Origin of the sequence: Maribacter aquimaris (genome assembly GCF_014596745.1) — a bacterium.
Taxonomy (GTDB): domain Bacteria; phylum Bacteroidota; class Bacteroidia; order Flavobacteriales; family Flavobacteriaceae; genus Maribacter_A; species Maribacter_A aquimaris.
This window is the reverse complement of sequence record NZ_JABTCF010000007.1, coordinates 23,042-45,344: the sequence shown is the minus strand read 5'-3', so window position 1 is coordinate 45,344 and position 22,303 is coordinate 23,042. Positions and strand designations below refer to the sequence as shown.

Sequence of the window (22,303 nt, the reverse complement as noted above, 5' to 3'; positions counted from 1 at the left end):
GTTTAAAAGGGGTAGTTTATACCTATTTGTAGTACCGAATTTGCAAAATTATAGTCCCTGAACCATCTTTTCGAGGTTTCTTCGGCTGGGTTATAGGTTTTAAAGCCCAAATCTACCCTAATTAAAAAATAAGTGAAGTCATACCGAATACCGAAACCAGTTCCTAAAGCTATATCTGCAAGGGAATCGATACCGTTGAAGGTTTTGTCTGGGTCAACCTCACTGTCAAATACGTTCCATATGTTGCCTGCATCCGCAAAAAGGGCTCCTTTTATATCGCCCACTACAGGAAACCGATACTCAAGATTGAAGGCTAATTTTAGATTTGCCTCATTAAAATCATTGACTTCATCTGTTTTTCCAGGCCCGAGTGAGTAGGGGCTCCATGCTCTGTTGTCGTTGGAGCCTCCCGCAAAATAACTACGTACAAAAGGAATGTTGTCTGAATTGCCATAAGGTACGGCTATGCCAAAGAAACTTCGAAACGCCAAAACCTTGGATTGTCTTAAATCCCAATACTTAATATAATCGAATTCGGTTTTGATATATTGGGAGTAGGGCACGCTGAAAACCAACTGGTCTCCATCACTGTTTTCGTTGAATGGTATAATAGTGGTCAAGGCCGAAAGTAAATTCCCTGCGCTTTCCACTTTCCATCGAAAACTGTGAAAACTATTATCGGTAATCCCATTTTTGTTGTTTTTGTTAAAGGTGTAATTCGTAGCGAAAATGAGATTGTTCTCTGTAAGCCGGTCTCTTCTTTCCTCAATGCTGCGTACATCGTCATAATCATCACTGGTCGAAGAAACAGTACCATCGATAATGGCTTGGGTGAATCCGGACGTGCCAGAGGGTATGATCAAATTAGGGTCATCACTATCCTCACTGGTCTCAAAATAATCGGCAAGTTCAGGATATTCATCGGAATCATCATAAGTGTCCGCTATTTCATCCAAAAGTTCATAGGTGTTTTCGTAAACATTGAAAAATCGATCTGGGTTTACATTGTTTACAAATTGGACATTAAGGAGTTCTAAACTATGTCGCCTTTGGTCATTGGGTGTCCAATTATATCCCAGGACGGTGTTGAAGGTCTGTTTGTCAAGTCCAATGTTTTTTTGAAAACTTGTACCTAGGGAGAGCCTTGTTTGGGGTAGGCTGTAACTGGGTATGATCTTGCCGGTATTGACAAAAGGGAACCAGATCCTGGGAATGGTCAGGTTGATGTCGGCACCAAATTCCAACAGGTTGAAAAAACGGTTATCGGTAACCGTTATGCTCTGGTCGTTCGATGACCCCACATTCAATCTTCCCGTTAAACTAAGGTTTTCTGCCCCTTTAAATAGATTTCGAGCCTGCAAGGATGGACTAAAGGCCATACCTACTTGTTGAATGTTCGAGTGGGAGACATCCAGGTCCATTCCCAACGAGTATTTTGGTCGTTCGGTTAAATATATGTTTGCGGTAAGCCCTGTTTGTGAGCTGTCGGTCTCAAAGGCAATGGAAGGGTATTTGAAAACATTCAGGTTGGTAATCTGCCGATAGGTCCTAGATCGGTTAACCTCCCTATAGATACTATCCTTTTCGAAAAAAATAGCATCGCCTAAGGTTTTGGGCTTAAACCTCAATTTATCCTTGTAGTGAATCGTATATCCGTCGTATTCGATGATTTTGTTCCCGTCCTCTTCCCCTTCGCCTTCAAATATGAAGTCGGTATAGATGTTGATTTTTTTGAACTTCTCAATTTGATATTCCGAGGTGGTAATGTCATTGTTGTTTCTAGTGCGTAAATTATGGATATTCAGACTGATATTCATACTTTTATCGTTCCCGGATTTGGTGGAGTCCCTTGTAATGGCGTAGTTGATTGAGCTCTCCTGGAAATTACGGATTCCCGAGTTCCGAAAAATAGAGGTTAACCTTTTGCGCTCATTCTCAAAGTTTACCAAATCAAATTGTTCCCCTTCCTTTATAAAGGATTGCGCCTTGTTCAAATGATAGATTGAGTCTACGGTTTTTGAGGAGATTTTATTCGATAGGGTGTCGATCATATAGGGTTGGCCTAAAGCGATCTTATAGTCGACTCCTGCTCTTTTTTCCCGTTTAAGGGTGTCGATTTCATAAGTGGTGTTATTGTTGAAATACCCTTTGCTGCTATAATAGGCCTTAAGCCTTTCCAGTGTTCTTCGTGTGTCTGAAGTGTCTATGACGGCTGGGGGTTCACCGATATTCTTCAGCCATTCACTCATTCCTTTGACCAAGAAGGATTCCCCAAGTCTGACCACTTGTTTTTCTGAGAGTAACTTGACCAACCGGTCTTTTCTTTTTTCTTTTTTGTAGAGCCAATTTTGGAAGGAGGAATCCGGATTCTGTTTGGCAAGGTTATATAGATTCAATCGCAGAGGGTAACCCAACAATGTGCTATTGGGATTTTGAATGATAAGGCTTTGGATATCCTCATTGTTCACTTTTTCCCCATCGGCATAAATGGTGTTCTTTGTAAGGAGAAGTTCGTTTTCGTCAACACGCTTGAGCGCATTGCAAGAGGCAAGCACTATGGCAAAAAATAATAAGCTTATTTTAGCGCTCGGGTTATTAATACGAAATAATCTCCTCATAGAAATCAAAAATACATTATTTCAATGGTTGGTAAAAGCCAAATAAAGTTTATAAAAAGCTTACTGCAAAAAAAGTACCGAAACCAATATGGTATGTTCGTAGTGGAAGGGTTAAAGACGGTCCAAGAGCTCTTGGATTCCAATTTTGAAGCGCATATCATCTATACCGTCGGCGATGTACTTGTCAACGCGGAACACATGAACACCGAGTTGGTTTCCGAACAGGAATTGAAACGATTGAGCAATCTCAAGAGTCCCAATAAGGTGTTGGGGGTGTTTAAGTTCCCTGAAGAAAAACCCGTGGACCAGCAGGGTTGGGTTTTAGCCTTGGACGATGTTCGTGACCCAGGGAATTTGGGAACGATAATACGGCTATGTGATTGGTTTGGGGTTCAGCATTTAGTGTGTTCGAACAATACGGTCGATTGCTTTAATCCCAAAGTCTTACAGGCGACCATGGGTTCAATAACCCGGGTGAATATTGTTTATACCGATTTGGTCCAATTCATAAATGAATCATCGTTGTCGGTTTATGGTACTTTTATGGATGGGGATAATGTTCATACCACCCCATTGCCCCAAAAAGGGATATTGGTGATGGGTAATGAAGCCAATGGGATATCGAGTGCAATCGAGGCCTTGGTAGACCATAGGATTAGTATTCCCCAATTTGGTGACCAGCGTACCGAAAGTCTTAATGTCGCTACGGCGACGGCCATCTTCTTGAATGAAATCAAAAGAACTGGGAATTAACCCTTGCAGCGATAGGAGGGTGTATTAAATAAGCTGTGTGGGATAGATGGTGTTACTCAAAAGTAAAATTGATGAAGAGTCCGCGCGTACGCATCCCCGCTAAATTTCCCGTCCATGGACTGTCGGGGTCATTGTCAGGTACGAGTTCATCGCTTATGGCAAAAACGCCCCTTATGGAAGGGGTAAATTTAAAATACTCCAAATAAAAATCGATACCGAATCCCAACTCGTAATTGTAGACCATTTTTTTCATTCTAAAGGTACCGGCCGAATTGTCGTCCAAGCTATCTTCATTGCTGCCTAGGTTCATTGAGATCGAGGCGCCACCTATTAAAAAGGGCTTCCAGTTGCCAAGTCTTTTGGCACTTGCCTTTAAAAGTAAAGGAAAGTTGATGTAGGTCGATTTAACTTCCCTAATGGCATCGCTTTCCTCGGTAAAGCCAGGGAAACCCAAGGTCCTGGAGTTGTACAGTAGGCCGGGTTCTAGGCGAACATCCAAAAACTCATTGATACGCAATTCCCCGATAAGTCCGACATTGAATCCAAACGATTTATCTACCAATATATGTTTGGCATCGTTCTTATAATCGAATTTAAAGTCATATTGGTTAAAACCGAGAAAGTATCCCCAGTTCAAAAGGGGTTCATCCTCGTTCTCTAGGTTGATGATCGGATCTTCGTTAAACTGCGCCATTGCCGATTGACTTAAGCAGGTCAATACGATCAAGGCCACTACAATTTTCTTCATAGTTTATTTTGTGGCAATGTAAATAGATGCAACCCCAAACGTTTGAGGTTTGTTCACTACATCTATAAACCCGATTTTACGTAAAATATTGTTGAACGCTTCCCCATGTGGAAAAACTGATGCCGATTTGCTTAAATAAGCATAGGCCGAATCGTCTTTTGAAAACATCCTTCCGATTTTAGGAAGTACGTATTTGGTATAAAAAGCATAGCCTTGTTTATAGGGTGTTTTAGTGGGTACGGAGGTTTCCAAAACCACAAAGGTCGCTTTGGGCTTCAATACACGATGGATCTCGGCAAGACCTTTTTCCAAGGTCTCGAAATTACGTACCCCAAAGGCGACGGTCACGGCATCGAAGGTATTGTCCTCAAAGGGTAGGTTTTCGCTATCCCCTTCGACCATTTCTATGGTTTGCGCCAACTTCCTCTCGATGATCTTTTTCTTGCCGACCTCCAGCATTCCTGGGGAAATATCGAGACCGATGATTTTTTTGGCACCTGTCTCGGCAAGGTTGATTGCCAAGTCCCCGGTTCCTGTGGCGATGTCCAATACTATTTCAGGTTTCTTTTTCTTTAGGATGGCGACTACCCGTTTTCTCCATTTAATATCGATACCAAAGGATATAACCCGGTTTAAACCATCATAGTTTCCTGATATTTTATCGAACATTTGGGTTACCTGTTCTTTTTTTCCTAAATCTGAATCCTGATATGGGGTTACTTTTTTGGTCATATAATGAATTTCGGCAAAGATACAACTTAGCCGATAGCTAAACTATTCACGTCATAAAATGAGGTTGAACCTAAAAAATACGTAATTTTGTTGCGCATTTTATGGTGTATTCATCTAATGGACTGTTCAGTAGGCGTCTTACTTCTTGTAATATTTCTTTTTGTAACACAATTAAGGTATGATTGTCTTCGTTGTGAAATCAATATATTTAATCAATGAAAATTATTATTGCTGGTGCTGGCGAGGTGGGTTTTCACTTAGCCAAATTACTCTCCTACGAATCTCAGAACATAACACTGATTGATACGGAGAAAGAGAGTTTGATGTATGCAGATAGCCATTTGGATATAAAAGTGTTGCGCGGCGATGCCACTTCTATTTCGATATTGAAGGAAGCTGAGGTGCATCAATCCGAACTGGTCATTGGAGTTACATCGTCCGAAACCACCAATATTACTTTTTGTATGTTGGCCAAACAATTGGGTTGTAAACGTACTATTGCCAGGATTTCGAATACGGAGTTCATACATTATAAGGATGTCATTCGTTTTTCCGAATTGGGCATCGATGAGCTGATTTCCCCTGAACAGTTGGCCGCTGAGGAAATTCAACTTTTATTGAATAAATCGGCCTTTAATGATACCTACGAGTTTGAAGGGGGTAAATTGATCATGGTAGGGGTGTCATTGCAGAAGAAAGCCTCTTTTGTGGGTAAAATGGTGAAAGAAGCTGCCCGGATATTCCCTGAACTCCATTTTATGCCCATCGCATTACAACGGTTGGGGACACAGTTCACGGTGATACCACGTGGGGACACCGTTTTCAAGGAAGGTGACCAAGTCTATTTCATTACCACCATGGAAGGGGTTGATGAATTGTACAAGCTGACCAACAAGCGGAAAGAGGAAATTAGGAATGTCATGATCATGGGCGGAAGTAAAGTCGGTTTTAAGACCGCACGTGACCTTTGTGCCAAAAAATTCAACGTTAAACTTATTGAAAAAAACAAGGAAAAGGCTTTTGATTTGGCCGACGACCTTCCTAACGCATTGGTCATCAATGGGGATGGTAGGAATGTGGAATTGTTAGAGGAGGAAAGTTTGGAATCCATGGATGCTTTCGTTGCCGTAACGGGTAATTCGGAAACCAATATCATGTCTTGTTTGGTAGCCAAGTCGAAACATATAAAAAAGACCATTGCCCTAGTAGAGAATATGGACTATTTTCAACTTTCACACTCTATCGGTATCGATACGCTTATCAATAAAAAATTATTGGCGGCGAACAATATTTTCAGACACATTCGCAAAGGGGAGGTGGTTGCATTGATGCGTCTCAATAATATCAATTCCGAAATATTGGAATTTAAGGTTAAACCGAAATCCAGGGTTACCGGTAAGCTTATCCGCGAAATAGACTTTCCAAGGGAAGCTACCATTGGTGGGGTCGTTAGGGGTGAGAAAGGGATAATAGCCCTTGGTGGATTTCAAATTCAGGAAGGTGATAGGGTAGTGGTTTGTTGCCTACCGGAAGCTATTCCAAAAATAGAACGTTTATTCCGATAGTATGTCCTTGAACTCGAAAATCATATTCCATTTAATGGGAGTGCTACTGCTCTTCAATGGTTTGTTCATGCTCTTTGCTGCCATAATGAGTGGTGTTTATAGTGATGGAGCGACCTTGGATATTGCCTTGGCCTCGATTGTGACCATGTTCGCTGGGGTGGCCGCAATGTATTTTACCAGAAACCATAAAAAAGAGGTCAAACGTAAGGAAGGGTATATCATTGTAACCTTTGGTTGGATTATTATGTCCATTTCCGGAATGTTGCCCTATTTGTTTTCTGGGGCGATACCCGATGTTACCAATGCTTTTTTTGAAACCATCTCAGGGTATACGACTACGGGAGCCACTATTTTGGATGATATAGAGGTTTTGCCTGAAGGAATTCTGGTATGGAGGAGTCTTACCCATTGGATTGGTGGAATGGGGATCATTGTTTTGGCTATAGCCATACTTCCGCTTTTGGGAATAGGGGGTATGCAATTATTCGCCGCGGAAGCCCCTGGTCCTAGCGCCGATAAGTTACATCCTAGGATTACAGATACGGCAAAACGACTCTGGTATATCTATGTGGGGTATACGGTTGCCGAAACCATATTGTTGAAGCTGGCGGGAATGTCGTTTTTCGACGCCTTGAACCATTCTTTGGCCACGCTTTCAACCGGTGGATTTTCAACCAAAAATGCCAGTTTGGCCTATTGGAACGACCAACCTTTGATACAGTATATTGTCATCCTCTTTATGTTTCTGGCGGGTAGTAATTTCGTGCTTAGTTATTTTGCCTTCAAAGGAAAGGTAAGACGTGTGCTAATGGATGAGGAGTTTAGGTTCTACACTGGTTTTATCATAGTATTCTCAATTATTGTGGGCTTGGTGGTTCTTTATAAGGCAAACGTTCCTGTATCGGAATATCACCCTATGCCGTATGGTGAGGTTGAAAGTTCTTTTCGGCATGCGCTTTTTCAGGTCGTTTCGGTGATAACGACAACCGGGTTTGTTACGGCCGATTTTACCAATTGGACCCCATTTGTCAAGGTCTTCTTTTTCGGATTGTTCTTTCTTGGGGGTTCTGCGGGATCTACGGCAGGGGGTATTAAGGTCATGCGTCACCTACTGATTATTAAAAATGGGTTGTTGGAGTTTAAAAGAACCTTACATGCCAATGCAGTGATCCCCGTGCGTTATAACAATAAAACCGTAAGAGAGCATATCGTTTACAATGTAATAGCCTTTTTTGTACTGTACATGTTACTGTTTATCATTGGTTCCTTAGGGTTGAGTTTCTTGGGGCTGGATTTTGAATCCTCGGTCGGGGGTGCCGCTTCCTCTTTGGGTAATGTAGGTCCTGCTTTGGGATCTCTTCATCCGTTGAGTAATTTTAATGGGTTGCCGATGTTGGGAAAATGGTGGTGTGGTTTTCTGATGCTCTTGGGAAGGTTGGAACTCTTTACCGTACTGATTATATTGACACCCTATTTCTGGAAAGACATATAAAAAAACCCGCAATCGCGGGTTTTTTTCTTTAAAAATACGTTTTTTATAATACTGCTTTTATTCTCGAAATGGCTTCTCTTAATTCCTTTTCGGAAGCGGCATAGGATATTCTTATACAGTTCGGATTACCAAAAGCCTCCCCGGTTACGGTGGCAACATTGGCGTTTTCCAACAGGTATAACGCAAAATCAGATGCATTGTTGATTTTTGTACCCTTCAAGGTTTTGCCAAAGAAGCTGGAAATATCAGGGAATACATAAAAGGCACCTTCTGGAACGTTGAGTTTGAAACCTTCGATTTCCCCTAAAAGTCCAAGAATCAAATCCCTTCGTTTATGAAATTCGTCGATCATGAACTGAATTTTGCTCACAGGGGCCTCCAAGGCGGTAATCGTTGCCCTTTGGGCAATGGCATTGGCGCCACTCGTAATTTGTCCTTGAAACTTGGTACAGGCCTTGACAATCCATTCTGCAGCACCAATGTACCCGATTCTCCAACCTGTCATGGCAAATGCTTTCGATACCCCGTTTACGGTAATGGTACGATCGTACATACCTTCAATACCTGCGATACTTATATGGCCTCCCCTAAAGTTGATGTGCTCGTAAATTTCATCGGATACCACGAAGATATTCGGATGTTTTTTCAAAACCTCGGCCAAACCTTTCAGTTCTTCCTCGTTATAAACCGATCCACTAGGGTTGCAGGGTGAGCTGAACCACATCATTTTGGTTTTTGGGGTAATGGCAGCCTCGAGTTGTTCGGGTGTCATCTTGAAATCCGTATCAATACTTGTAGGTACTTCAACAGGAACACCTTCGGCAAGTTTAACGATATCACTATAACTAACCCAATAGGGTGCAGGTAGGATAACCTCGTCCCCTTTGTTCAACATGACCATGGCGATATTCGCCAGGGACTGTTTGGCTCCAGTGGAAACCACAATTTGACTTAACCCATAATCAAGATTGTTGTCCCTCTTGAATTTGTTGGATATGGCCTGTTTTAAATCTGCATAGCCATCAACGGGTGAATAACTACTGTAATTCTCGTCAATCGCTTTTTTGGCGGCATCCTTAATGAAATCAGGAATGTTGAAATCGGGTTCCCCCAAGCTCAATCCAATGATGTCTTTGCCTTGTCCTCTTAGCTCCCTGGCTTTCGCGGCCATGGCCAATGTGGCCGAAGTGGCCATATTGTTAATTCGCTCAGATAAATGGTTGTTCATTTAGTGCTAAAATTTATTGAATCTGTAATTGGGGTTTTCTGCCCAATTCCTTCAAATGTTTGAAGTGCGAAATTATAGCTTTTCTTGTAGTTTTATATTCGTTGTAGGGTAAATTATATTCTTTTGCTGTTTGTTTAACAATTTTCGAAATATTTGTGTAATGTATGTGGCTGATGTTAGGGAAAATGTGGTGCTCAACCTGATGGTTAAGACCTCCTGTAAACCAATTCACGATACGGTTTTTGGTACCGAAATTCACGGTCGTGAACAATTGGTGTATCGCCCAGGTATTTTTCATTGTACCGTTCTCGTCAGGTAAAGGCGTTTCAGCTTCATCGACAACATGTGCCAATTGGAAGACAACACTGAGGATCACCCCGGCTACATAGTGCATAATAAAGAAACCAATTAATATTTTCCACCAGGCAATGTCCAAAATAAGCATAGGCAACACAATCCAAATCGTCACATAGATAGCTTTGGTGATCAGTAAAGTGCTCCAATTTACAACGGGACTGGGTAGCTTTCCGAATGAAAGTTTACGCTTCATGTAACGGTACATCTGCTGAAAATCAGTGGTGATGGCCCAATTGAATGTTAGGAGTCCATAAAGGAAAATAGAATAGAAATGTTGGAATTTATGGTATTTACGCCATTCTGCGTGTTTGGAAAAGCGCAATATGCGGCCTGCTTCCAGATCTTCGTCATGTTCAGGGATGTTCGTGTAGGTGTGGTGCAATACATTGTGTTGAACCTGCCAATTATATACATTCCCGGCAAGGATGTAAATACTTCCCCCCATGATCTTATTGATCCATTTTTTGGAGGAATAGGAGCCGTGATTACCATCGTGCATCACGTTCATGCCGACACCGGCCATTCCTATGCCCATGACAATCGTCAATAGCACATTCGCCCAATTGGGTAGGCCTAAGGTCAATATTAAAAAGTAAGGTGTAAGAAACAGGCCGAACATGACGATCGTCTTTAAATGTAAGCGCCAATCGCCTGTTTTTTTCTTATGGTTTTCCTTAAAATATTCGTTTACTCTTTTGTTTAAAGTTTTAAAAAATTGGGCGGAATCCTTTCTTGAGAATCGCACGGTCTTTGTATCCATTTGTTGTAAGCTTTATGTAAATATAAGGCATTGAAAGCAGATTAATAATATCCTTTTCGTTAATTGGGAATTCTTTATGTGCTATTTTTGCAAGATACAAAGATAAGAATGAAAGCTGAGATAGTATTTAAATATTTTCCCAATTTAACTGATAATCAACAATATCAGCTTAAAAAGCTCGAAGATTTGTACAAGGATTGGAACCTGAAAATCAATGTGGTTTCCCGAAAGGACATTGAAGAATTGTACTTGCGTCATGTTTTGCATTCCCTTGGAATTGCTAAGGTCCAAATGTTCAAACCCGGTAGTGAAATCTTGGATGTGGGTACCGGTGGTGGGTTTCCGGGAATACCCTTGGCCATACTTTTTCCCGAATCGAAATTCACTTTGGTAGATTCAATAGGTAAGAAGATCAAGGTGGTGGAAGAAGTTGTTGAAGGATTGCAACTAGAGAATGTAACCCCTGTGAATAGCAGGGTTGAAGAGTTGGATAAACAGTTCGATTTTATAGTAAGTAGGGCAGTGGCCGTTATGCCGACCTTCGTACATTGGGTAAAAGGGAAAATAAAAAAGGAATCGGTGCACGACAGACGTAACGGGATTCTTTATCTAAAGGGAGGTGATTTGGCGGAAGAGCTTAAAAATTATAAAAGTGCCCAGACTTTTGAATTGTCCGATTATTTTACGGAAGACTTTTTTGAAACAAAAAAAATAGTCTATCTACCTATGAAATTCAAAGGTTGATCCTTTAGATTTGAAACATTGAATTAAACGAATATCTGCAGTTCTCTGCGTATTTCTTCACATATTTCTGCACTCTATCCAAGTACGTGAACATACTGGTTATAGGGGTGTTCGAGTTGTTGTCTTTATTCATAATCTTGCTTTTTAGGTTCCTAAATGCTAAAACTTTACATTAAGTTAACGTTAAATTTACATAAAAATTGCTTGAATTACAAATTCAAGGGTGTTAAAGTATTTGTAACAAGGTGATTGGGGAGGTTTTTAGCGCCATTTGGACTCCTTCTTTTTTTTTTTTCTTGAACCCAGTTCAATGTAGGGTGGGAATATCGTTAAAAGTGCAATATGGCATGGGCTTGTAAAAATAGAATTTGCTGCCCGAAAATAGGGGTTGATATTTTGATTCAGGGTTTTGTAGTTTGTTCCTTTAGCGTAGTGGGTATATTGAAAATAAAAAAAAGCCCCTACTTTCCATGGGAAAATAGGGGCCGTGTAAGGTATTAGGTATTATGTGCTTAACCTAAAAATGGATATCTGTAATCTTCTGGGGTTACAAATGTCTCTTTGATCAGTCTTGGGGATACCCATCGAAGCAGGTTCTGGGCCGATCCCGCCTTGTCATTGGTTCCTGAAGCTCGGGCGCCACCAAAAGGTTGTTGGCCAACGACCGCACCTGTTGGTTTGTCATTGATATAGAAGTTACCGGCACAATTCTGCAATGCTTTTGTGGCTTCGTCAATAGCGTAACGGTCTTGGGATAAGACTGCTCCGGTTAAAGCATATTCCGATGTGGAGTCGATCAGGTCAAGGGTTGCCGACCAATCCTTATCATCATAAACGTATATGGTCATTACCGGACCGAACAATTCGGTTTCCATAGTGGTATAATGCGGGTTGGTAGTCAATATCACTGTAGGTTCGATAAAGTAACCCGTTGATTTGTCATAGTTGCCACCAACAACAATTTCGGCATCCTTATCTTCTTTGGCTTGGTCAATATACTTTGCCAATTTGTCAAAAGAACCTTCGTGTATGACCGCAGTGATAAAATTGGTCATATCCTCAGGGGAACCTGGTTTATTGAATGATTGGACATCTTTCTTAACCAACTCCAAGATTTCTTTTGAGGTTGATTTTGGTAAGTAGGCCCTAGAGGCAGCACTACATTTTTGACCTTGGAATTCAAAGGCGCCCCTGGTTATTGCCGTAGCTACCTGTTTTGGTTTTGCGGTAGGATGGGCCAAGATGAAATCCTTGCCACCGGTTTCGCCTACAATTCTTGGGTAGGTCTTATAGGTGTGTATGTTGTTTCCTATCTGTTTCCAGAGTTCTTTAAAAACATGTGTGGAACCGGTAAAGTGTAATCCGGCGAAATCGGCACTATCCAAAACGGTTTTGGAAATCATGACGGGATCACCATATACTACATTGATAACACCATCAGGGAGTCCTGCTTCCTTGAAGACATCAACGATTACCTTTGCCGAAAATATTTGGCTATCACTGGGTTTCCAGACAACAACATTCCCCATCATTGCCGCACTGGCAGGTAAATTACCTGCAATCGCAGTAAAGTTGAACGGGGTAATGGCATAAACAAATCCTTCTAAAGGACGGTATTCAACACGGTTCCATATACCTTCCGCGGAATCAGGTTGTTCTTCATAGATTTGCGACATATACTCCACATTGAATCTAAGGAAATCTATGAGTTCGCAGGCGGCATCGATTTCTGCCTGGTGTATGTTTTTGGATTGGGCGATCATGGTAGCTGCATTGATTTTGGCCCTATAGGGTCCGGCAATCAATTCCGCGGCTTTTATGAAAATTGCAGATCGCTGCTCCCATGTTAGATTGGCCCATGCCTTTCTGGATTCCAAGGCATTTTCAATGGCGTGGTCTACATGTTTCTTTTCCGCCAAATGATATTGTCCAACAATATGCTTATGATCATGTGGTGGTGAAATCGGTTTGGTGTTACCTGTTCTTATTTCTTGGTTGCCAATGTAGAAAGGAATGTCCTCATTGCCATTGAAGTATGCTTTATATTGGTCCAATACTTCCTTTCTTTCCGGGCTGCCGGGAGAATAACTTTTAATTGGCTCATTGATAGCCGTTGGTACCTGAAAAAAACCTTTACCCATAGTTGTATCTTTTAAATTGAAAAACAGACCAAAGGTACCGAATTGGGAATGGATAAAAAACTAAATATTTGGTAAAAAGAATTAATTCAAGGCAAAGGGAGCGCTGAATTTAAAGGTAGGAATGTAGACCCTGAACTCTTCCGAGGATTCAATATTGATCATATTGTAATGTCCTTTCATGGCTCCAATGGTCGAGGCTAAAAGACATCCGGAATTATAGGTGTGGGATTCCCCGGGTTTAATGACCGGTTTTTTGCCGATGACCCCTTCCCCATCCAACATTTCAATCTCATTCAATGAATCGTAAATTTGCCAATGTCGCGAAGTTAATTGAACTGAATGCGTACTTTGATTTTCTATGGTAATGGTATAGCCAAATGCATAATGCATTTTATAATTTTTGAAGAAGGTGCCTTCGAAACTCGTGTTCACTGATATCTTTATTCCCTTCGTAACTTGTGTTATCGTCCTCATGTTAGTATGTAATTAAGCTTCCAGTGAACAGCAGTATAACTGAAATGCCTGCTAAAATAAAAAAAATCGTGTTCAAAAAAAGATATTTAACGATTGTTTTAAAAGTTCCTTGTCCGTAGAATTTCCGCATGGCCCAATATAAATAGATGGAAAAAATGACAATAAAAATCCAACCACTGTCCACGGTAAATATGGAGTCTACTAAAAAACTAATAATGAGCAAGATAAACAACAAAGATTGATTGTGAAAGCTAAATATGAGATGATCGGTATAAGTATATCTTTTTCTGATGTATACCAGCCAAATGAAGATGGCAAAGAGGGGAAGAAAGAAGAAAGTGGCTAAAGGGAGCTTTGATATAAGTTCGTTCAAAAAGCTTCCGGGTTGCTTGGAAAACTTGCTTACACTCTTCGCTGTATTGAAGACGATCTTGTTTTCGTAAGTGTCAGAAAGGTGGTATTCTTCGATTAATTTACTGTATGATTTTATGTTTTTCTTGTTGATCAAGAGACTGGTGATCTTGTATTTTCCAGAAAACCGAATGGCAAAAGTGCTATCGGCATATGTTTTGAAGCTTTGTGTAGGGTGACTCAGTAGGGTGGAATCCCTTTTTTTTATTTGCTCGGATATCTTTAGGATATTGTCGGCCAATTTTAACGAATCCATGACATGGGACAATTCCTCTTGTTGTTCGTCATCCCCGAAATCCAAATTAAACCCACCGTTTTCGCCAATGAAGGAAGAAGCATCCTGGTCCAGGGCGTAGTCATCGAATTTTGAAAAATCACTGTTAAAACTTATGGCCAAAAAATAGATGATCGCCAAGCTGAGTAAAAATCGGAAGGGATTGGTGTAAGAGACCCTTTTTCCATTGATGTAATCCTTGGTAATGCTTCCCGGGTGCAGCAATAGGGCCGATAGGGTCTTGAGAAGTTTGGAGTCGTACGAAATGACGTTCGCGAAAAACTCGTCGAAAAAGTCACTAAGCGTCATTTTTTTTGTGCTGTTCGCTTGGGAGCAGTTGGGACAGAATTTGTCGCTGATATCCAAGGGGTGTCCGCAATTCTTGCAGCTTGTGCCCCTGTATTTCTGTTGGTCCCTTTTCTTGGTAAAAGAAATTAATTTTTTGTCCATATTTGTCACTCAGGGTGATAAATATACGTTAATTACTGATGTTTCGGGAGTTGGTTGAGCCTACCCCTATGATGCTATCGTAGATGTCACCGAAGTTGCGGTAATAGACCAATATTAGATAGGTGTTTTCGGTAAAATGGAAATTACCGGAAATGGTATTCAATTCTATGACTTCGTTTTCACGCTCAATGACATATTTATAATTGTAAAACCCCTGTTTCATTTTTAAGACAGCCTCCATCATTCCATTCTCCTTGTTATAGGTCATCTTATTTTGTGGGGTTAAGGCGTAATTGTTGAATTTTCCATAGACATAAACATTGTCAAGACCAATGCGTTCCGAATAAGGGAGACTAAAGTGTACCAAGGTGTATTCGGCTTCCCTAGAGGCGTCATTGCCTTGTAGTGTGCGTATCATGAAGTCGCCATTGATGTCTGGGTAGTAGGTGTAAGGTCTATCGGCCCTATATTGATCGGCAAATAGATAGTGGTTGTATAGGTCCCCGATCTCTATACGCGAGATGACAGAGCTTGGGGCCCTAAGGTCCTTGGTGTCAAAATAGAAATACTCATTGCCGCCATAAAAGCTGGTTTCCTGGTCATATTTATAAACCAGTTCGTTTCCTATGGTAAATTGTGGGGCTATATTGTAAAGGGCAGTAGGCCAATGGTAGTTTTGAAGGATGGCTATCTTTACCTCCTTTTTGGGGTTTACCAATCTAAGGCTTCCGGCGTTCACATTGAACTGTACGACTTGCTTTTCGTTGATAAACTCGAAATCCCTTGAACGCTTAACGGTTCCCCCTACAGTGACCAGATCTTTATAGACGACGAATCTTCTTGAAAACTGTAGCTCATTGCTGCCATTGTAAACCTCCAAAACATAATTGCCGCTAACTTTCATCCGCACATTGTCATTGGGAATGGTCAGTCTGTAATTGGAATAGGGTTGTAGGGTTGAGTAACTGTTTTCGTAATCCAATATACGTTGGTTGTCAATGCCACCCAAATATTGTGATTTTAGTAGTCGGGAGGGTTTCCAGTCGTAATCGCAATGAACGATTTTGTAATAATAGTCCTGTTCATTGGCCATTAGGTCATCAAACTGCAAAAAAATGGGTTCCCCAATCTGAACAACTGGGAATTGGTCGTCTTTTTCGCCCTTGAAAACTATGGATCTGATATGGTCTGGAGGACTTACTTCTTCTTGGATTTGCCCGAATAAAAATGGGGTAAAGAGTAGAAGTAATAATTGTTTAATGAAAAACCGCATTTATGCTTCAATTTTAAAGTAAAGGTAAACAAAAACCATTCCTAACAAATTTACATCGATGAATTGCCCAAATTTATAGGAGATAATTATGATTACTTTCCATTAAGTGCTATTTTTGCCCGAAATTTTGTTAACCTAAGGTCTACAATTTATGTCTAAAGACATCAGAATACGAAAAGGCTTGAACATTAACTTGGTAGGAGCTGCCGAACAAACTACGGCCAAAGCGGTTTTAAGTAACGTTTATGCCATAAATCTTGAGGATTTTCACGGAATCACACCCAAAATGCTTGTAAAACAAGGTGTTGAGGTTAAGGCTGGTGAAGCGTTGTTTTTTAATAAAAGCAATCCGGAAATGTTGTTTGTGTCGCCGGTAAGTGGTGAGCTAGTCGAAATAGAACGTGGGGCGAGGCGAAAAATCCTGTCCGTCAAAATACTTGCCGATAAGACGCAGGCAGTTGTCGAACATGGGGCTTTTGATGCCGCCAAGGCGACTTCGTCACAAATAAAGGCCCATCTGTTAAAAACAGGGTGTTGGCCTTTTATAAAACAAAGACCTTACGATATCATAGCGAACCCGGATACGAACCCAAAATCGATTTTTATCTCTGGGTATACTACAGCGCCTTTGGCTGCCAATAGTGATTACGTATTACAGGGTAAGGAAAAGGAACTTCAGGCCGCAATTACGGCTTTGGGTAAATTGACACCGGGTGCAGTACATGTTTCCGTAGGGGCCAATTCAAATTCCCCCCTTTCGGGACTAAGTGGATTGGAATTGCATAAGGTTTCAGGACCGCATCCTGCAGGATTGGTGGGCACCCAAATAAATAAAATAGACCCAATCAACAAGGGAGAAGTGGTTTGGACGGTTTCACCCCAGGATTTGGTCTTGATAGGGGAGCTGCTCTTAACAGGTAAGTTCAATGCCGACCGAATTGTTGCTTTGGCAGGGTCATCGGTTAAGACACCTAAGTACTTCATTACCAAAATTGGTGCCGAGATAGCCACCTTCCTATATGGTAGTGGGGTCAACAATGATAATTTCCGGGTGATTAATGGGGATGTGTTGACCGGCTCAAAAAGTAGACCGGATGGTCACTTGGGGTATTATAATAATACGGTCACGGCTATTCCGGAAGGGGATGATTATGAATTGTTCGGGTGGGCACTACCGGTATTCAATAAAGTATCTACGACCAGGGCATTGACATTCTCATGGTTAAACCCCAAAAAGAAATACGACCTAAATACCAATACGAATGGCGAGCATCGGGCATTTGTGGTAACGGGACAATATGAAGAGGTTTTCCCTATGGATATTTTTCCAATGCAATTGCTAAAAGCGTGCATGATCAAGGACCTTGATGAAATGGAACAACTGGGGCTTTATGAAGTGGCTCCTGAGGATTTTGCTTTAACTGAATTTATTTGCATTTCCAAGCAGCCCCACCAAAAGATCATTCGTGAGGGATTGGATTTATTATATAAAGAAATAGGCTAAGAGATGAGTGATAAAAGACTGACCTTTAAGAAAAGACTGCACATATTAAAGCATCATTATAGGGATAAGAAAATGGCGCCTGCGTTCAACGCAATCCATACTTTCTTGTTCTCTCCTGATGATACGACCCATTCTGGGGCCCATGTTCGCGGTGCCGATGATTTAAAGCGTACCATGAATATGGTGATAATGGCTTTGATTCCGGTGTTATTGTTTTCCATGTTCAATGCTGGATATCAATATTATGCTGCCATCGATGTGGCGAACAATGTATCCCGTGAATTTTCCTTGTGGGAAAGCTTCCTTACATGGGATAATTTTTGGATAGGGATTATCAAGGTATTACCCTTGGTCGTGGTTTCCTATGGTGTCGGATTACTTGTTGAATTCATTTTCGCGATCATTAAAGGCCACGAGGTTGAAGAAGGGTATTTGGTTACCGGGATGTTGGTGCCTTTGATCGTTCCTATCGATACACCGCTTTGGATGTTGGCTGTTGCCGTTGTCTTTGGTGTGGTTATAGGGAAAGAGGTATTTGGCGGAACAGGTATGAATATCCTGAATCCGGCTTTGACCATAAGGGCATTTTTGTTTTTCGCTTATCCTACTTGGATGAGTGGTGACAAAGTCTGGGTTTACCAAGCTGTGGAAAGAACGGGAACACCCGATGCCATATCTGGGGAAACCGTTTTAGGGGCCTTGGCCCAAAACCATTTGGCGGAACTCAATTATTCGATTTCCGATATGTTCTTTGGTTTTATCCCTGGTTCGGTAGGTGAAACTTCAACGTTCCTGATTCTTTTGGGGGGGTTGTTCTTGATATATACTAAAATAGCCAGCTGGCGAATTATGGTGAGTGCCGTGATCGGTTCATTGGTTATGGGCTACATTTTCAACATGGTTGTTGATTTGGGTGTTATTTCAGAGGCCAGTAATTTTTACGGTTTAATGAGTTTTGAATACTGGAAGCATCTGTTGGTTGGTGGCTTGGCCTTTGGTATTGTCTATATGGCTACCGATCCCGTTACAGGTTCGCAAACGAATAAAGGGAAATGGATTTATGGCTTTTTTATTGGTTTTATGTCCGTGATGATCCGGGTTTTCAATCCGGCTTATCCAGAGGGTGTGTTCTTGGCCATATTGCTGATGAACGTATTTGCACCGACTATTGACCACTATGTGGTTAAGGCGAATATCAATAAACGTCTAAAAAGATTCAAGAACGCTACTATTCTACCCAAGGATTCAGATAGCAGAGCAGAAGAATTAAAAGCAGAAACAATTTAATCATGGCATTAAATACAGAAAAGAACAGTTACACGGTAATTTTTGCAGCCGTTATGGTTGTTATTGTTGGTACCATTTTGGCCTTTGTGTCGTCTTCTTTGAGTAGCAAGATCGAAGAGAATAAACGATTGGAAAAACAACAGAACATACTATATGCCATGGGGGTTAATGAGAATTCCGGTGAGGGTAGTGTTGATTTTGTGCCTACCGATAAGGTGGCAGGGGAGTTTTCAAAATACATTAAGGAGCAATTGGTTATCGAAGGGGATAAGATCACCAAGGATGATCAGGCTTATTTGATCGATCTTAAAAAGCAGTCAACGGCCGCCAAAGCTGGAAAGACGAGAAAATTGCCTTTGTTCATAGGGGATAAGGATGGGAAAACATTCTATATCATTCCTATGAGGGGTAAAGGACTTTGGGATGCTATTTGGGGTTTTGTCGCGTTGGATGATCAAATGGTGGTCCAAGGGGTTTATTTCGATCATGCCGGTGAAACACCTGGTCTTGGTGCCAATATCAAGCAACGTTATTTTATGGATGATTTTGTTGGGGAGTCCATTCTCGACGGAACAAAGTACGCGGGCATTACTGTGGCGAAGGGCAATAACGATCCCTTGAACCAAATTAAGGACGATAATGAGGTAGACGCACTTGCTGGAGCTACCATTACCGGTAATGGGGTATCTGCGATGATCAGCGAGAGTGTAAATCTTTATAAGGACTATTTAGAAACGATTAGAGTTAAATAATATGGCACTACTTTCAAAAAAAGATGCGAACTTAATTAAGGATCCCTTGGCGGATAATAACCCTATTACCATTCAGGTATTGGGTATCTGTTCCGCTTTGGCAATTACCGCCGAGTTAAAGGCGTCCGTTGTAATGGCTGTTTCCGTACTCTTTGTACTGGGTATGGGTAACGTGGCCATATCCTTATTGCGGAATATCATCCCTTCAAAAATCAGGATTATCGTTCAACTTATTGTTGTTGCGACCTTGGTGATCATTGTGGATCAGGTATTAAAGGCATTTGCGTACGAATTGAGTAAGACCCTTTCGGTATTTGTCGGGTTGATCATTACCAACTGTATCATTATGGGGCGTTTTGAGGCTTTTGCCTTGGGCAATGGACCATGGAGGTCCTTTCTCGATGGTATCGGTAATGCCCTCGGGTACGGTATTATTTTGGTGATCGTTGGGTTCTTCAGGGAGCTTTTGGGATCGGGCACTTTATTTGGTTTCCCTGTTTTGGGTAACCCTATTGACAAAACCGGACTTTATGCCTTTGGATATGAAAATAACGGATTCATGATCATTCCACCAGCGGCCTTGATCGTTGTTGGTATCATCATCTGGGTACAACGGTCTAGGAACAAAGCATTGATAGAAGACAACTAATAGTCATTTAAAGATAATAACATGTTAGAGCATATAGAATTATTTTTTAAGTCCATATTTATCGATAATATGGTGTTTGCAGTATTCTTGGGAATGTGTTCCTATTTAGCTGTATCGAAAAAAGTGGCGACCGCCGTAGGTTTGGGGGCTGCCGTTATTTTCGTCTTGGCCGTAACCGTACCCATGAATTGGCTATTGGATCAGTATTTGCTTCGTGATGGGGCCTTGGCCTGGTTGGGACCTGAATATGCGGATTATAACCTAAGCTTTTTATCCTTTATTCTGTTTATCGCAACAATCGCGACTATGGTACAATTGGTAGAGATCGTGGTTGAGAAATTTTCTCCTTCACTGTACAATTCACTGGGTATCTTCTTACCGTTGATCGCTGTAAACTGTGCAATTTTAGGAGGATCCCTGTTTATGCAATCCAGAGAGATCGCGACGTTGGGATTGGCCTTTAATTATGGTGTCAGTTCCGGTATTGGATGGTTCTTGGCTATTTTGGCCATTGCGGCAATACGTGAAAAAATCAGATACTCAAATGTACCGGCGCCGTTAAGGGGCCTTGGTATAACCTTTATCATTACAGGGTTGATGGGTATCGGCTTCCAGAGTTTTGGTGGTATGTTGACAGGCGGTAGCGATGAAGAGGCTGCTGTTGAGGAAAAAACGACTGCTGCGAAGATCGAAAAGGTAGAGAAAAAAGAGAATAAAGAGGAGATTGATGAAAAAGAGGTCTCATATAATGACGCTATAAACAAGTAAAAATGATTTTAGCTACAAGTACAGGTGGAACAATTTTAATAACGGTAATCTCGTTCCTGATTTTATTATTGGCTTTGGTGGCCATTTTATTGTTCGCCAAACAAAAACTTTCGCCCTCTGGTCCGGTTACCATTACCATAAACGGGGAGAAAAAGATTAAAGTGAGTTCAGGTGGCTCGTTGTTAACGACACTAAGCAGCCAAAAAATATTCCTTCCTTCTGCATGTGGTGGTGGGGGTACCTGTATTCAGTGTGAATGCCATGTGTTGTCTGGTGGAGGGGAAGCCTTACCTACAGAAACACCGCATTTCTCAAAAAGGGAATTGAATGAGGGGGTACGTTTGGCCTGTCAGGTAAAAGTAAAACAGGATATGGAGATTACCATTCCTGAAGAGGTGTTCGGTATTAAGAAGTGGGAAGGTACCGTTGTGCGTAATTTCAACGTAGCTTCTTTTATCAAGGAATTCGTTGTTCAGATTCCTGAGGATATGAATTATAAAGCAGGTGGATATATTCAGATTGAAATCCCACCTTGTGAGATCAAATACGCCGATATAGATATTACGGCACACCCTGAGGAACATGAGACTCCGGATAAATTCCAGGCTGAATGGGATAAATTCAACCTTTGGCCATTGGTGATGAAAAATCCAGAGACTGTCGAAAGGGCATATTCCATGGCTTCTTATCCTGCCGAGGGTAGGGAGATTATGTTGAATGTACGTATTGCGACACCACCATGGGATCGATCTCAAAATGGTTGGATGAATGTTAATCCCGGTATTGCTTCCTCTTATATTTTCTCTAGGAAAAAAGGAGATAAGGTTGTGATTTCAGGACCTTATGGTGAGTTCTTTATCAATGATTCCGATGCCGAGATGCTTTATGTCGGTGGTGGGGCAGGTATGGCACCAATGCGTTCGCATTTGTACCATCTGTTCAAAACCTTAAAAACGAACCGTAAAGTGACCTATTGGTATGGTGGTCGTTCCAAAAGGGAGTTGTTCTACTTGGATCACTTCTACGAATTGGAAAAGGAATTCCCGAACTTCAAATTCTATTTGGCACTTTCAGAACCTATGGAAGAGGATAATTGGAAGGTTAAGGCGGACATAGATGCCCCTGGTGATGGTTTTGTCGGGTTCATCCATAATTGTGTGATCGATAATTATTTAAGCAAGCACGAGTCCCCTGAGGATATTGAATTGTATTTCTGTGGACCTCCATTGATGAACAAGGCTGTTCAGAAGATGGGTGAGGACTTTGGTATCCCAGATGAGAATATCCGCTTTGATGATTTTGGTGGATAATGATAGACATCTT

At 41.4% G+C, this 22,303-nt stretch carries 19 protein-coding genes; 10 read left to right on the top strand and 9 right to left on the bottom strand.

What is annotated here, in order from left to right; all coding sequences use genetic code 11:
* Positions 1–2 precede the first annotated feature (2 nt).
* Positions 3–2,618, bottom strand: a complete 2,616-nt coding sequence (gene tamL / locus HPE56_RS11930) for a translocation and assembly module lipoprotein TamL (RefSeq protein ID WP_188243994.1) — start codon at positions 2,616–2,618, stop codon at positions 3–5.
* 24 nt (positions 2,619–2,642) lie between these two features.
* On the opposite strand from tamL, the gene HPE56_RS11925 reads away from it, so the two are divergent.
* The gene (locus HPE56_RS11925) at positions 2,643–3,371 is read left to right on the top strand and encodes a TrmH family RNA methyltransferase (protein ID WP_188243993.1); all 729 of its coding nucleotides are present in this window, start codon (positions 2,643–2,645) and stop codon (positions 3,369–3,371) included.
* A 52-nt stretch (positions 3,372–3,423) separates the two neighbouring features.
* Here the strand turns inward: HPE56_RS11925 and porT are convergent, their stop codons facing one another.
* Positions 3,424–4,119 (bottom strand): type IX secretion/gliding motility protein PorT/SprT, encoded by a 696-nt coding sequence (gene porT, locus HPE56_RS11920; RefSeq protein WP_188243992.1) that lies wholly within the window; start codon positions 4,117–4,119, stop codon positions 3,424–3,426.
* 3 nt (positions 4,120–4,122) lie between these two features.
* The gene (ubiE, locus tag HPE56_RS11915; protein ID WP_188243991.1) at positions 4,123–4,851 is read right to left on the bottom strand and encodes a bifunctional demethylmenaquinone methyltransferase/2-methoxy-6-polyprenyl-1,4-benzoquinol methylase UbiE; all 729 of its coding nucleotides are present in this window, start codon (positions 4,849–4,851) and stop codon (positions 4,123–4,125) included.
* A 215-nt stretch (positions 4,852–5,066) separates the two neighbouring features.
* Here ubiE and trkA point away from each other — a divergent pair, with 215 nt between their 5' ends.
* Together trkA and HPE56_RS11905 are read left to right on the top strand one after the other, a co-directional pair.
* Complete coding sequence (gene trkA / locus HPE56_RS11910) at positions 5,067–6,416, top strand: Trk system potassium transporter TrkA (RefSeq protein WP_188243990.1); 1,350 nt, start codon at positions 5,067–5,069, stop codon at positions 6,414–6,416.
* Between the two features lies 1 nt (position 6,417).
* Positions 6,418–7,908, top strand: coding sequence for a TrkH family potassium uptake protein (locus tag HPE56_RS11905; protein WP_188243989.1), 1,491 nt, complete (start codon positions 6,418–6,420; stop codon positions 7,906–7,908).
* Between the two features lie 43 nt (positions 7,909–7,951).
* On the opposite strand, the gene HPE56_RS11900 is transcribed toward HPE56_RS11905, so the two are convergent.
* Together HPE56_RS11900 and HPE56_RS11895 are read right to left on the bottom strand one after the other, a co-directional pair.
* The gene (locus HPE56_RS11900; RefSeq protein WP_188243988.1) at positions 7,952–9,136 is read right to left on the bottom strand and encodes a pyridoxal phosphate-dependent aminotransferase; all 1,185 of its coding nucleotides are present in this window, start codon (positions 9,134–9,136) and stop codon (positions 7,952–7,954) included.
* 13 nt (positions 9,137–9,149) lie between these two features.
* Entirely contained in the window at positions 9,150–10,253 is a 1,104-nt protein-coding gene (locus HPE56_RS11895; protein WP_188243987.1) for a fatty acid desaturase family protein, read from the bottom strand.
* A 108-nt stretch (positions 10,254–10,361) separates the two neighbouring features.
* Between HPE56_RS11895 and rsmG the strand changes: the two genes are divergently transcribed.
* On the top strand, positions 10,362–10,997 hold the full coding sequence (rsmG, locus tag HPE56_RS11890; RefSeq protein WP_188243986.1) for a 16S rRNA (guanine(527)-N(7))-methyltransferase RsmG: 636 nt from the start codon (positions 10,362–10,364) through the stop codon (positions 10,995–10,997).
* A gap of 512 nt (positions 10,998–11,509) precedes the next feature.
* Here rsmG and pruA read toward each other — a convergent pair.
* The 4 genes from pruA to HPE56_RS11870 form a co-directional block, all read right to left on the bottom strand.
* Positions 11,510–13,138 (bottom strand): L-glutamate gamma-semialdehyde dehydrogenase, encoded by a 1,629-nt coding sequence (gene pruA, locus HPE56_RS11885; protein ID WP_188243985.1) that lies wholly within the window; start codon positions 13,136–13,138, stop codon positions 11,510–11,512.
* Between the two features lie 81 nt (positions 13,139–13,219).
* On the bottom strand, positions 13,220–13,612 hold the full coding sequence (gene apaG / locus HPE56_RS11880; protein ID WP_188243984.1) for a Co2+/Mg2+ efflux protein ApaG: 393 nt from the start codon (positions 13,610–13,612) through the stop codon (positions 13,220–13,222).
* A gap of 1 nt (position 13,613) precedes the next feature.
* The gene (locus HPE56_RS11875; protein ID WP_188243983.1) at positions 13,614–14,747 is read right to left on the bottom strand and encodes a DUF3667 domain-containing protein; all 1,134 of its coding nucleotides are present in this window, start codon (positions 14,745–14,747) and stop codon (positions 13,614–13,616) included.
* Positions 14,748–14,775: 28 nt separating this feature from the next.
* A complete protein-coding gene (locus HPE56_RS11870) occupies positions 14,776–16,020 on the bottom strand; it encodes a type IX secretion system plug protein (RefSeq protein ID WP_188243982.1) in 1,245 nt (414 codons plus the stop codon).
* A 151-nt stretch (positions 16,021–16,171) separates the two neighbouring features.
* Between HPE56_RS11870 and HPE56_RS11865 the strand changes: the two genes are divergently transcribed.
* From HPE56_RS11865 to nqrF, 6 genes are read left to right on the top strand one after another with little or no spacing between them, the layout of a single operon-like run.
* Positions 16,172–17,524 carry a Na(+)-translocating NADH-quinone reductase subunit A gene (locus HPE56_RS11865; RefSeq protein WP_188243981.1) on the top strand — a complete coding sequence of 451 codons (1,353 nt, stop codon included), beginning with the start codon at positions 16,172–16,174 and terminating at the stop codon, positions 17,522–17,524.
* 3 nt (positions 17,525–17,527) lie between these two features.
* The gene (locus HPE56_RS11860) at positions 17,528–18,811 is read left to right on the top strand and encodes an NADH:ubiquinone reductase (Na(+)-transporting) subunit B (RefSeq protein ID WP_188243980.1); all 1,284 of its coding nucleotides are present in this window, start codon (positions 17,528–17,530) and stop codon (positions 18,809–18,811) included.
* 2 nt (positions 18,812–18,813) lie between these two features.
* Entirely contained in the window at positions 18,814–19,563 is a 750-nt protein-coding gene (locus tag HPE56_RS11855; RefSeq protein WP_188243979.1) for a Na(+)-translocating NADH-quinone reductase subunit C, read from the top strand.
* A gap of 1 nt (position 19,564) precedes the next feature.
* Positions 19,565–20,212 carry an NADH:ubiquinone reductase (Na(+)-transporting) subunit D gene (locus HPE56_RS11850; protein WP_109652479.1) on the top strand — a complete coding sequence of 216 codons (648 nt, stop codon included), beginning with the start codon at positions 19,565–19,567 and terminating at the stop codon, positions 20,210–20,212.
* A 21-nt stretch (positions 20,213–20,233) separates the two neighbouring features.
* The gene (gene nqrE, locus HPE56_RS11845) at positions 20,234–20,980 is read left to right on the top strand and encodes an NADH:ubiquinone reductase (Na(+)-transporting) subunit E (protein WP_188243978.1); all 747 of its coding nucleotides are present in this window, start codon (positions 20,234–20,236) and stop codon (positions 20,978–20,980) included.
* A gap of 2 nt (positions 20,981–20,982) precedes the next feature.
* Positions 20,983–22,290: an NADH:ubiquinone reductase (Na(+)-transporting) subunit F gene (nqrF, locus tag HPE56_RS11840; RefSeq protein WP_188243977.1), complete on the top strand. Its 1,308-nt coding sequence runs from the start codon at positions 20,983–20,985 to the stop codon at positions 22,288–22,290.
* The last annotated feature ends 13 nt before the right edge of the window (positions 22,291–22,303 follow it).

What these genes read in the sequence shown, in the direction of transcription:
- tamL (WP_188243994.1), bottom strand. Translation starts at nt 2,618, where the DNA reads ATGAGGAGATTATTTCGTATTAATAACCCGAGCGCTAAAATAAGCTTA.
- HPE56_RS11925 (WP_188243993.1), top strand. Translation starts at nt 2,643, where the DNA reads ATGGTTGGTAAAAGCCAAATAAAGTTTATAAAAAGCTTACTGCAAAAA.
- porT (WP_188243992.1), bottom strand. Translation starts at nt 4,119, where the DNA reads ATGAAGAAAATTGTAGTGGCCTTGATCGTATTGACCTGCTTAAGTCAA.
- ubiE (WP_188243991.1), bottom strand. Translation starts at nt 4,851, where the DNA reads ATGACCAAAAAAGTAACCCCATATCAGGATTCAGATTTAGGAAAAAAA.
- trkA (WP_188243990.1), top strand. Translation starts at nt 5,067, where the DNA reads ATGAAAATTATTATTGCTGGTGCTGGCGAGGTGGGTTTTCACTTAGCC.
- HPE56_RS11905 (WP_188243989.1), top strand. Translation starts at nt 6,418, where the DNA reads ATGTCCTTGAACTCGAAAATCATATTCCATTTAATGGGAGTGCTACTG.
- HPE56_RS11900 (WP_188243988.1), bottom strand. Translation starts at nt 9,136, where the DNA reads ATGAACAACCATTTATCTGAGCGAATTAACAATATGGCCACTTCGGCC.
- HPE56_RS11895 (WP_188243987.1), bottom strand. Translation starts at nt 10,253, where the DNA reads ATGGATACAAAGACCGTGCGATTCTCAAGAAAGGATTCCGCCCAATTT.
- rsmG (WP_188243986.1), top strand. Translation starts at nt 10,362, where the DNA reads ATGAAAGCTGAGATAGTATTTAAATATTTTCCCAATTTAACTGATAAT.
- pruA (WP_188243985.1), bottom strand. Translation starts at nt 13,138, where the DNA reads ATGGGTAAAGGTTTTTTTCAGGTACCAACGGCTATCAATGAGCCAATT.
- apaG (WP_188243984.1), bottom strand. Translation starts at nt 13,612, where the DNA reads ATGAGGACGATAACACAAGTTACGAAGGGAATAAAGATATCAGTGAAC.
- HPE56_RS11875 (WP_188243983.1), bottom strand. Translation starts at nt 14,747, where the DNA reads ATGGACAAAAAATTAATTTCTTTTACCAAGAAAAGGGACCAACAGAAA.
- HPE56_RS11870 (WP_188243982.1), bottom strand. Translation starts at nt 16,020, where the DNA reads ATGCGGTTTTTCATTAAACAATTATTACTTCTACTCTTTACCCCATTT.
- HPE56_RS11865 (WP_188243981.1), top strand. Translation starts at nt 16,172, where the DNA reads ATGTCTAAAGACATCAGAATACGAAAAGGCTTGAACATTAACTTGGTA.
- HPE56_RS11860 (WP_188243980.1), top strand. Translation starts at nt 17,528, where the DNA reads ATGAGTGATAAAAGACTGACCTTTAAGAAAAGACTGCACATATTAAAG.
- HPE56_RS11855 (WP_188243979.1), top strand. Translation starts at nt 18,814, where the DNA reads ATGGCATTAAATACAGAAAAGAACAGTTACACGGTAATTTTTGCAGCC.
- HPE56_RS11850 (WP_109652479.1), top strand. Translation starts at nt 19,565, where the DNA reads ATGGCACTACTTTCAAAAAAAGATGCGAACTTAATTAAGGATCCCTTG.
- nqrE (WP_188243978.1), top strand. Translation starts at nt 20,234, where the DNA reads ATGTTAGAGCATATAGAATTATTTTTTAAGTCCATATTTATCGATAAT.
- nqrF (WP_188243977.1), top strand. Translation starts at nt 20,983, where the DNA reads ATGATTTTAGCTACAAGTACAGGTGGAACAATTTTAATAACGGTAATC.